This window comes from Pseudomonas sp. MF6751, assembly GCF_016613265.1.
GTDB classification, from domain to species: Bacteria; Pseudomonadota; Gammaproteobacteria; order Pseudomonadales; family Pseudomonadaceae; genus Aquipseudomonas; species Aquipseudomonas fluorescens_BV.
This window is the reverse complement of record NZ_JAENSV010000086.1, coordinates 1-6236: the sequence shown is the minus strand read 5'-3', so window position 1 is coordinate 6236 and position 6236 is coordinate 1. Positions and strand designations below refer to the sequence as shown.

At 59.6% G+C, this 6236-nt stretch carries 13 protein-coding genes; all 13 read right to left on the bottom strand.

Going from position 1 to position 6236, the window contains the following annotated elements:
* Positions 1 to 36: 36 nt before the first annotated feature.
* A complete protein-coding gene (locus JJD66_RS27720) occupies positions 37 to 525 on the bottom strand; it encodes a hypothetical protein (RefSeq protein ID WP_200649511.1) in 489 nt (162 codons plus the stop codon).
* Positions 526 to 594: 69 nt separating this feature from the next.
* Positions 595 to 1188, bottom strand: a complete 594-nt coding sequence (locus tag JJD66_RS27715) for a hypothetical protein (RefSeq protein WP_200649510.1) — start codon at positions 1186 to 1188, stop codon at positions 595 to 597.
* Between the two features lie 7 nt (positions 1189 to 1195).
* Positions 1196 to 1693, bottom strand: coding sequence for a siphovirus Gp157 family protein (locus JJD66_RS27710; RefSeq protein ID WP_200649509.1), 498 nt, complete (start codon positions 1691 to 1693; stop codon positions 1196 to 1198).
* Positions 1690 to 2421 (bottom strand): hypothetical protein, encoded by a 732-nt coding sequence (locus tag JJD66_RS27705; protein WP_200649508.1) that lies wholly within the window; start codon positions 2419 to 2421, stop codon positions 1690 to 1692. The genes JJD66_RS27710 and JJD66_RS27705 overlap by 4 nt, the downstream gene beginning before the upstream one ends.
* Before the next feature lie 42 nt (positions 2422 to 2463).
* On the bottom strand, positions 2464 to 2757 hold the full coding sequence (locus JJD66_RS27700) for a hypothetical protein (protein ID WP_200649507.1): 294 nt from the start codon (positions 2755 to 2757) through the stop codon (positions 2464 to 2466).
* Positions 2758 to 3253: 496 nt separating this feature from the next.
* The gene (locus tag JJD66_RS27695; protein WP_200649506.1) at positions 3254 to 3451 is read right to left on the bottom strand and encodes a hypothetical protein; all 198 of its coding nucleotides are present in this window, start codon (positions 3449 to 3451) and stop codon (positions 3254 to 3256) included.
* Positions 3448 to 3639: a hypothetical protein gene (locus JJD66_RS27690; protein ID WP_200649505.1), complete on the bottom strand. Its 192-nt coding sequence runs from the start codon at positions 3637 to 3639 to the stop codon at positions 3448 to 3450. Before JJD66_RS27690 ends, JJD66_RS27695 begins: the two co-directional genes overlap by 4 nt.
* Positions 3636 to 4073 carry a hypothetical protein gene (locus JJD66_RS27685; RefSeq protein WP_200649504.1) on the bottom strand — a complete coding sequence of 146 codons (438 nt, stop codon included), beginning with the start codon at positions 4071 to 4073 and terminating at the stop codon, positions 3636 to 3638. The genes JJD66_RS27690 and JJD66_RS27685 overlap by 4 nt, the downstream gene beginning before the upstream one ends.
* A 21-nt stretch (positions 4074 to 4094) precedes the next feature.
* Positions 4095 to 4355: a hypothetical protein gene (locus JJD66_RS27680; RefSeq protein ID WP_200649503.1), complete on the bottom strand. Its 261-nt coding sequence runs from the start codon at positions 4353 to 4355 to the stop codon at positions 4095 to 4097.
* A 19-nt stretch (positions 4356 to 4374) separates the two neighbouring features.
* Positions 4375 to 4566: a DUF551 domain-containing protein gene (locus tag JJD66_RS27675; protein WP_200649502.1), complete on the bottom strand. Its 192-nt coding sequence runs from the start codon at positions 4564 to 4566 to the stop codon at positions 4375 to 4377.
* A 21-nt stretch (positions 4567 to 4587) separates the two neighbouring features.
* Positions 4588 to 4890 (bottom strand): hypothetical protein, encoded by a 303-nt coding sequence (locus JJD66_RS27670; protein WP_200649501.1) that lies wholly within the window; start codon positions 4888 to 4890, stop codon positions 4588 to 4590.
* 540 nt (positions 4891 to 5430) lie between these two features.
* Complete coding sequence (locus JJD66_RS27665; protein WP_199918457.1) at positions 5431 to 5637, bottom strand: hypothetical protein; 207 nt, start codon at positions 5635 to 5637, stop codon at positions 5431 to 5433.
* 224 nt (positions 5638 to 5861) lie between these two features.
* The gene (locus tag JJD66_RS27660; protein ID WP_200649512.1) at positions 5862 to 6179 is read right to left on the bottom strand and encodes a hypothetical protein; all 318 of its coding nucleotides are present in this window, start codon (positions 6177 to 6179) and stop codon (positions 5862 to 5864) included.
* Positions 6180 to 6236: the final 57 nt, after the last annotated feature.

Sequence of the window (6236 nt, the reverse complement as noted above, 5' to 3'; positions counted from 1 at the left end):
CATGCCCGGGCGGTGGAGTGGTGGAGTTATGCGGCGTCAGTCGTTGTCGCCGTCGTCATCGGCGTTCATTTGGAGAGATTCGGCAAAGCCTGCTTGCCGTAATTTGCGCGCCACGTTTTGCGGTATGTCGATTGCGTGGCGCTTAATTTCAAGCATTGGCGCGGACTTTTCGGCTCCCAACGAGTGGGCATGTGCGATAAGTCGCCAGATGGTGGCGCGGTCCTTCGTTTCTCCCAGGCCGGCGGTGAGCGCTTCCAGTCGGTCGCGCATCCCCTGGCGGAAGTAGTGGCGGATAATGTCGGAAGGCCCTTTGACCTTCGGCGGCGCCGGTGGCAGATCTTCGACCCGGGCATTCATCACCAGCAACTGCACCGCCTCGCTGACCTCCTCGACCTCATGCCAGAGCATCAAATCGTCGAGCATCTGCCGGGTGCCATACGGGACCGTGTGCCGCAATTCCTGCTCGCCCAGTTCCTGCCGTTTCTCGGCAAGCTTGGCTGTTCGTTCTTCCTGGGTCACAGCCATGGCCTACCTCTTCTATTCCGCTGGCCGGCAGTGCGAGCCAGGTTTGACGTTTGCGCTGCTGGGTGCGGGCTATGCGGCGCATGAGGTGCTTCCACGCCGGGCCTTTGGATAGTCGATGCCGTGGGCCGCGATGATCCGCTCAAAGGCTTTATTGTTGATGGAGAGCTTCCCGCAGCACTGGCGCCGTGTGATTCCAAGCTCCAGGAATGCACGGATGCGCTCAGCGTACTTCGCGTCGCGCTCGCCCATTTGGTCTCGGCGGTAGTTGTTATTCGCACCACCTCGCTCCGGCTTCTTGAACGTGATGTCGTTCATGGTGGCGTGCTTGTAGACGTTGCGGCGACTGATGCCCAGGGCGGCGGCGGCCTCTGTCTGGGTGTGCGTGGCGCTCAGTTGGCGCATGTGCTCCACCAGCTTTAGCCTTGCCTGCTCCCGGACATCTTCCCTGTCCAGGGGCAGGGGAGCCGCTTCAACCCGGCGCCGAACGAATGGCTTCGGCGCTGGCGGCATCTGGTTGCTGTAGGTGATGGGCTTGGGCTTGTAGTTGTAAGGCGGAGCCTCTTCGATCTCGCCGCCGGCCGCCACAAACTCAGCGACCTGGGCGGCCAGCTCGTTCGAAGACTTCCGAAGGCGTTCTACTTCGTTCTGTAGGATGCTGATCATGCTGACCTCACTTGATGCTGATCGAGCTTTTGCCGATCTCGGAGTGGGCGCCAGGGACCTCCTGTCCATCCTTCAAGGCCTTGGCGATGGCCGCCTTGTCCGGCGCACTGGTTACGTTGACGTTGACGAAGTCGTCAGGGATGGCCTTTTCATCGTCGATGACCACGATGGGCTTGCCCTTGCCGCAGGTGATGGTGAACAGGGGGTGGGTGATCTTGGTGATCCCGGCAGCATCCATGTTGCTGCGCAGGTACTCCTTGAGGCTTTCCTTGCGGTTATTGATGACCCGCTTGCGCTCGGTGAGCCGATCAATCTGCGACTGGATGGCCTCAAGGTCGCCGTCGATGTTCAGGGTGATCATGGCGATGGCCTTGCCCTTCTCCTGAAACTCGCCCTCGATCCCTTCCATGGTGTCGCGCAGGGCGACGGCCAGGTCTTCGTCGGCGGTCTCGGCCAGGGCGGCCAGCTCTTTGAACTGCTCGGCAATGGTGTAGAGCGTGGTCATGCTGCTGACTCCTGATCAAAGCGGGATTTCTGCTCGTCGTACTCGCGCACGATCCGGGTGACGGCTTTCGTGTCGCTGCGCAGCGTCAGGCGGCGCACGGCAACGTCATGGAACGCCTTGAGTTCCTTGGGCGTTTTGGCGGTCTTCAAGGATTCAATGACGGACGCGATGTAGTCCAGGCGCTCCTGCTTTTGGCGCTCTTCCTCGGCGACCTTGTCTTCGGCCTGCTCTATCGCTTGCTCATCAGCCAGAGCGCTGACGTAGTCCTTGTCGTCGAACATCCCCAGGAACACGTCTGCGCTGAACCCGAGCGAGCTCAAAGCCTTCTTGATGGCGTCTGTGAGGCTTTTCTTTGGGGCCTCACCGTCTGTGAGCATCCCGTACGACGCCTTGTAGATGTAGTTTGTGCAGCCATACGATTCGATTTCGCCGCGCTGGCCGTCGAGCATGAACCAGAAGGCGATACGCACAGTGTGGTTACTGGTAAAGCCCAGGCTAGATCGCTTTTCACCTTCGCCGATGAACACCTCGACGCCAGGGTCGAAACGCTCTTCCAGCACTTTCCAGCCGAAACCGATGCCTGCCGGACCGAACACTTCGGTGGCCTTCATGATCATCGCCGTACCGTTCAGGCTGGTGATCTGCTGCCCGCCGACCTTGGCGTTTTTCGTGTAGCGGGTGTCCGTCTTATCGACGAGCTCCCAAATCTTCATGTTCTTGTCAGACATGATTGCTCTCCGCGCCACCGGAGAGGGGCGCTGTGAAGGGGGTTATTTGGTGGCTTTCTCGATTGCGCGGCTTGCTACGTGGGCGGCTTTGTTCTGGAGGGTCTGATAACCCTTGTCAGCCGCACAGTGCGCTAACGCATCCAGTGCAAGCTGGAGGGCTGCAAGCAGATCAGGCGCAGCGGCGATCAACTTGGCGTCAGCCTCTTCGTAAACCCAGTCGACAACCTGCTCCTGGTCCTCGTTGAAGTCGATGGCGAAAGCTCGCTGGCCTGGCACGTTGCTGTGCTGCACCTCGCGGATGGTCCACGGTGCGGGGGTGTGCTTTTGTTCCGACATGGGGATTCCCTGCCGCGATGCTCGCAGCGATTGAAGGTGTTGGTTATTGAGTAATTCGATCAGCGAGGGCGCTGAGCAACATCAGGAAGGTGCAGACGGAGAGTGCAGAGAAGGAGCCGCGCCAGATGAGTAGGCGCCGGGTGCGTTGGTGGGTGGTCATGACCGCGACTCTCTGATTGCAGCGGCAGCCCTTACTATGGCCCTGCATATCGCGGACTCCGCACGCCCACCCGTCACGTCCTCGCAAGCCTGTCCATCGTCGTGATAAGCCTGAACCCACCCCGTCTGGAAGCCGCGCCCAGTCACCACGTTCATGTCGATGCTTATTCCCAAACGCGCCTGAAGAATCAAAGCGTGGCCGGTATTGAAATCGAGAGGGCTAAAGTAGCCAGACGAAAATGTATGGCTGCTCAAGCACACGTAACCATTCTTGTCTGGGTAATGGCCGTTGCAACGAAGGCCAGCAGCTTCGGCCGCCAAATAAAGCATTTCACGGTCATCCATGACGAACCCTCACCGCGATCCGTCCGCCCTTCATTGTCGGCGCCAAGCGCTGCGGCAGATCCCGCACCAAGTCTTCACGCTTGCGACCGATGAGTTCATTGAAGGGGAGGCCGAAGCCGAGGATGGCGATGCGGCGCTCGATATCGTCGAGCTGCTCATCAGCCAGCGATTTCACGATAGGCGTGGTCATGCGGCCTCCTTGCGCTGCCTGGTGATCTTCAGCAGGCGCTGGCAGTAGTGGTTGAACTCTTCGGTGGTGATCACGCTGCCGGTGAGCATGTTGGTGATCATGTTCAGCACGATGTGCTGAGCGCCTTGCGGGCTTTCCGGATGGGTGAGGGTGTCGAGCGCCTCGTCGATCAGGATGTGAGGGCTCATAGGTCCGCATCCACATCGTCTTCGGCCTCTTCCCGCTCCGCTGCTACCGCATCGGCGGCGTAGGGCCTGAGCAGGTCCATGGCGACCTTCTCGGCGGCTTCGATGGGGCGTTGCTCGCCAATCAAGTCGGCGGCGTGGCCTCTCGAATCTGCCTGGCTGCCCAAGATCGACGACAGGAAGAGCCGTGCGAATGAGTCGCGCTGATCCAGGCCATCGATCTGGCGCTGATTCAGGACGCCTTGCAGATAGGTGCAGTACCGGTCGAACGTGACTACTTGCGGTTGACCGAAGCGGCGCTTCCACCTGATGTCCATCCCGCTCACCAGTTGCTCGGCCGAATGCTCAAGCCATTCCGTCACCTCGTCGCTCTCGCTGACCTCTGGAGGCAACTGAGCGTCGTAACGCTCCTGGCATATCTTCAATGCTGCGTTCATGGTCGCCTCCAAATGGCGGGATTAATCGAAGTAGTCTTGGTCGGCCAGGTACTCGGAGTGCTCGTTAACAAGCCATTCCTCCATCGAGGCGATCTCTGATTCAGTCATGAAGCTGGTGTCTTCTTCTGCCTTCCACTCGATATCTACGCTGCCGAAGTACTCTTCAGGATCAGCAGCTCGGCAGCTAAAATTCCCTTTCGACTGGGAAAAGGAAACGACGCTCAGGGTGATGGCAGCGTCTTCGCCGTCCTTGACCATCCAGTATTCGTAAGTGCGGGCCATGGTTGCCTCCAGAGTGGCGTTATTCGGCAGGTGGGGCGGGAAGCTGCTGCCAGTGGGTGGCATCCCAGTCGTACCAGAAGCCCCATTCTCCGCCGGGGCCGCCATCTTCAATCCATTCGGACAGGGCAATTTCACCGCCCTCGCAGACGATCAGATAATCGCCCTTGACCTGCTCCGGCAGCCTGTCGCTGCACTTGATCCAATCGCTCATGGCGACCTCCAGTGTTTGGGGTTAGGCGGTAGCCCTGGCGATGGCGGATTCAGCGGTTGCCAGGGCGGCGTGGTACTTGCCCAGGTGCGCGGCGCCGAGCCTTGCCAGCCCGACTAGATTTGACAGGCTTTCCAGCAGGTCGCGAGAGGCCGCCATTGCCTTCGCGGTGGCCAGCGCTTCGGCGTGGCTTATCGCGCAATCAGCAATCACCGGGTGTGCATCGCGCTGAACCACAATCGCAACACCCTGATATGCCGGGCTGCGATCTGTATCGATGATTCGATAGCCGCCTGTGACCGCGACCTCTTCAACTTGAAGTGCCATGTCGTTTCCTCTGTGGTTCACCTGTATTCGCTCAACACTCATGCCTCCCGCTGGTTGCCGATGGGCGCGGGGGAGGAGTGCTGACGTAATAGAGGCGGGGAAGGGTGCAGGCGCCCGGCACTGCCCGGGATGTGTCGAGTCTGGCCAGCTATGCCCTCGGACTCGCCTGCGGTACATCGTCGTCATTTCGGTTGGGCCTACCGGAACTCCGGTTGATGCGCGGTCACATCGTCGGCCCTGCTGTCCGCTGCCTGTATGGGTGTTGGGCGCAGCCTTCAGGCTTGCTGTGCCACGCGGGTGGATCGGTTACTGGTGCATGGGTGCAAATCCTCCGTGCTGGGTGGTTGGTGAATGCAGGGGCCGCTTTCGCGGTGTGTACTCGTCCGCATCGGGGTGTGATCTGACCCAATCCGTCCATCCGCCATCGAGGGCGAACATCCGTTGCAACCAGATCACACCCCGATGCAGCCTCTCCCTATACGAGTCTCCCCAAGGAAAGGATCGGGCCAATTTTCGTCTGGATGACGTGCAAGGAGAGGGTTATTCGTGATGACCTGTAAACGGGTTGAAGCGGTAAGCGCCATCCTCGGAAACAGCGGGGCGGACCCCGTTTTCATCGGCGCCGCTGGTTGATTCAAGGTCGTCACAGTCAATGCAGTTGTCGCCGCGTTTTTCGTCCATATGGATGAACCTGTTGCAGGTTAGGCAGTGGCCGTAATCGGGCGGATCAGGCGGTTGGAAGTTCATGGCTTGCTCCAGTGGAATAGGGCTTCCAAATACCTCCAGGGGGTCTAGAGGCATTTGTGAAACCAGATGGCTACCTGAATCAGCAGGGAGCCATCTGTACCCAGGCCCGCTACTGGCTACGGATCGGGGTAGGTCGTAAGCGCTGGTGATGCAGGGGGCGGCCTTGCGCCGTGTGGACTCATCCGCATCCCGCTGCGCACTCTGTGAATGCGCAGGAGGATGATTCAGATAAACGCGGTGAGCGTTTTGGAGCCATCTGAGTTGATCGTTGTCATGTGCACGACAGGCAACGACTTCGATTGCCGCTGGCTGTAGACCGTCTGGCGCAACTGCTCGATGATCTCGTCGCCCGGCTCATCGGTGCTTGCCTTGCTCAGGTTGGCGGCGTTGGAAGGTAGGCAGGTGCTGCACATAAGGTGCGGGTCTTCATCAGTCGGGATGCAGGCTGTGAGGAACAAGCCGATTCCGTTTTCCTTGCATATGGCGATGATCTGCTGCATCAGCGGGCTGATCTGCTCGTCGTAGATCTCTTCTTTGTTCATGGTCGTGCTCCGGTGATTTTCCCAATACACCCGTCGCCAGGTGCATCAGTGAAAATG

Excerpts from the sequence above, each read along its gene's own strand:
- JJD66_RS27715 (WP_200649510.1), bottom strand. The coding sequence starts at position 1,188 with ATGATCAGCATCCTACAGAACGAAGTAGAACGCCTTCGGAAGTCTTCG.
- JJD66_RS27685 (WP_200649504.1), bottom strand. The coding sequence starts at position 4,073 with ATGAACGCAGCATTGAAGATATGCCAGGAGCGTTACGACGCTCAGTTG.
- JJD66_RS27675 (WP_200649502.1), bottom strand. The coding sequence starts at position 4,566 with ATGAGCGATTGGATCAAGTGCAGCGACAGGCTGCCGGAGCAGGTCAAG.
- JJD66_RS27670 (WP_200649501.1), bottom strand. The coding sequence starts at position 4,890 with ATGGCACTTCAAGTTGAAGAGGTCGCGGTCACAGGCGGCTATCGAATC.
- JJD66_RS27690 (WP_200649505.1), bottom strand. The coding sequence starts at position 3,639 with ATGAGCCCTCACATCCTGATCGACGAGGCGCTCGACACCCTCACCCAT.
- JJD66_RS27705 (WP_200649508.1), bottom strand. The coding sequence starts at position 2,421 with ATGTCTGACAAGAACATGAAGATTTGGGAGCTCGTCGATAAGACGGAC.
- JJD66_RS27680 (WP_200649503.1), bottom strand. The coding sequence starts at position 4,355 with ATGGCCCGCACTTACGAATACTGGATGGTCAAGGACGGCGAAGACGCT.
- JJD66_RS27660 (WP_200649512.1), bottom strand. The coding sequence starts at position 6,179 with ATGAACAAAGAAGAGATCTACGACGAGCAGATCAGCCCGCTGATGCAG.
- JJD66_RS27700 (WP_200649507.1), bottom strand. The coding sequence starts at position 2,757 with ATGTCGGAACAAAAGCACACCCCCGCACCGTGGACCATCCGCGAGGTG.
- JJD66_RS27695 (WP_200649506.1), bottom strand. The coding sequence starts at position 3,451 with ATGACCACGCCTATCGTGAAATCGCTGGCTGATGAGCAGCTCGACGAT.
- JJD66_RS27710 (WP_200649509.1), bottom strand. The coding sequence starts at position 1,693 with ATGACCACGCTCTACACCATTGCCGAGCAGTTCAAAGAGCTGGCCGCC.
- JJD66_RS27665 (WP_199918457.1), bottom strand. The coding sequence starts at position 5,637 with ATGAACTTCCAACCGCCTGATCCGCCCGATTACGGCCACTGCCTAACC.
- JJD66_RS27720 (WP_200649511.1), bottom strand. The coding sequence starts at position 525 with ATGGCTGTGACCCAGGAAGAACGAACAGCCAAGCTTGCCGAGAAACGG.